General features: G+C 37.0%; 1 protein-coding gene and 1 pseudogene. One reads left to right on the top strand and one right to left on the bottom strand.

Annotated elements, in window-relative coordinates:
- Positions 1-1,109 (top strand): cell surface protein (locus tag EZH24_RS11030; protein WP_137999162.1); only part of this gene is annotated, 1,109 nt, incomplete at its 5' end.
- Between the two features lie 574 nt (positions 1,110-1,683).
- Here the strand turns inward: EZH24_RS11030 and EZH24_RS11035 are convergent.
- Positions 1,684-1,885, bottom strand: a pseudogene (locus EZH24_RS11035) (hypothetical protein); the annotation flags it as partial.

Here is a 1,885-nt window from a genome sequence, read left to right on the forward strand (position 1 = left end):
TAACAACAATGGCTTTGCTTACTATGGCAAGCGCAAGCGTATTCGGTATGTATGGGGTTGATACGGATTGGATATTCTTCCTCACGCATGGCAATCAGTTCAGAGCAAGATTAGACCAACTTGGCTTCACGCTCGGAAACGACATGATTAAAGGAACTTTCGGTTTCGACAATAACACGGGATTTGGCGGAACTTACGGAGCTATGTTGCAGCGTGATGGTAATAGCGGCGACTTTTACGATTGGGTTCCTTCAATCTCAATGGGAATTGGCTACACTTCTTCCGCAATAGGAATCGGAGTGGGTTATAACGCGACCATTGGACCAAGAACTCAAAAATACAACGGCAAAGACACCGCAAAAACGGTAAACAAGTCAACTCACACTCCAGTATTGGTTTTGAACGCTATGGATAACGCTTTCAGAATGGCTATTCCAATTCAAGTGTATGTTAATAACGATAAAGGCAGCAGTTGGAAACAGAACGAAATGGCTGTAAGCGTTGATTCTCAATTCAGATATTATACTGGTTTGGATATGTTGCCGCAAGTTAGATTGTATTTGAGATACGGTTATTATGGATGGGATAACGAGTATGCGGGCGTAAAAGATAAAGGCAAACATGCGGAATCATTCGGTTTCGATTTGAGATTCTACTTTGGCTCTGTTGTGGAAGAAGTCGCTCTTCAACCTATAGTTAAATTAGCTTATAATACCGCTTTGGGAAAATATCATAATTTTGCAAGAGTTCAAGCCGTTAATGCTATGAATGGCGCTTACGATAGACAGACTGTAAGATATGGAACGGGCGTTTGGAATTTGCAATTAATGACAGGTTTAGGTTTGACTGCAAACTCCGATATAGTTTCGCTTTATTTGGAACCAGAATTGGGTTTGAAAGTAAATCAAGCTGGAAGCGCGACTCAAAAGAATGTTAAAGAAACTTACGGTTTGGGCTACAATGTTTACGCGGAAATCTATATTACTCCTCTACAAAACCTTGAATGGTATTTTGAAATGGAAATTGGAAACGCGATGGACACTGGACTTCCTACAGGTTTTGGATTTAACGGAACTACGGGCATAACTTGGTATTTGCCAGCGCTATAAACTAATTAGAAAATAGAAAATTTTAAGAAAGATTGAGAGGCTTGTCCGAATGGGCGAGCTTCTTTTTTATTGAAGTAAAGAATTTGATAACAAGGGGTTTTAACCCCTTGTGTTAACAATTCAAAGAAAAGCATACAAGGGGCTGAAGCTACCTTGTTATTAGGGTTGAGGATTTGTCATTGCGAAATAGTGAAAACTATTGAAGCAATCTATAAAGTGTGGATTGCTTCGGGCGTTGCCCTCGCAATGACTGTGGTAAAACAACTCCGTGCAGATTACAAAGTCTACATAAAAATAGAGTTTGTTAGCATGGAAAGTCAAGCCACTACAAAGCAAGCATTAGATTTTAGTAAAGATTGCTAATGTTTGATTAATTTGAATCTTTCTTAAATTTTTCACTATAATTCGGCGTCTTTCGTGTGTTGCGAACGAGAGGCGCTGTTTTTTATTTTAAAGTTAATGGTAGTTTGATTGGAATTTACTTATTGATAAAATTTATAAAAATTTAGATTTGTTATTTTGATGATTTTTTTTATTTATTAGTGGGTTAATAAATATAGGTAGTTATTAAGGTTTAAAGTTTTTCTCCGTCTGGACGCAGTTTGCGAATTTCTTCAATGGTTAAACCCGTGATTTCGCTTATAAGATTAATGTCCATGTTTTTTGATTTCATTGATTTTGCTATTGAGTAACTATTTTCTTTTATTCCTTTCTTAATACCTTCTTTTATTCCTTCTCTTCTTTTATCTTCAAGCGATATTTGTTTATCGTATTGC

This window comes from Brachyspira catarrhinii (genome assembly GCF_005518285.1).
GTDB lineage: Bacteria > Spirochaetota > Brachyspiria > Brachyspirales > Brachyspiraceae > Brachyspira > Brachyspira catarrhinii.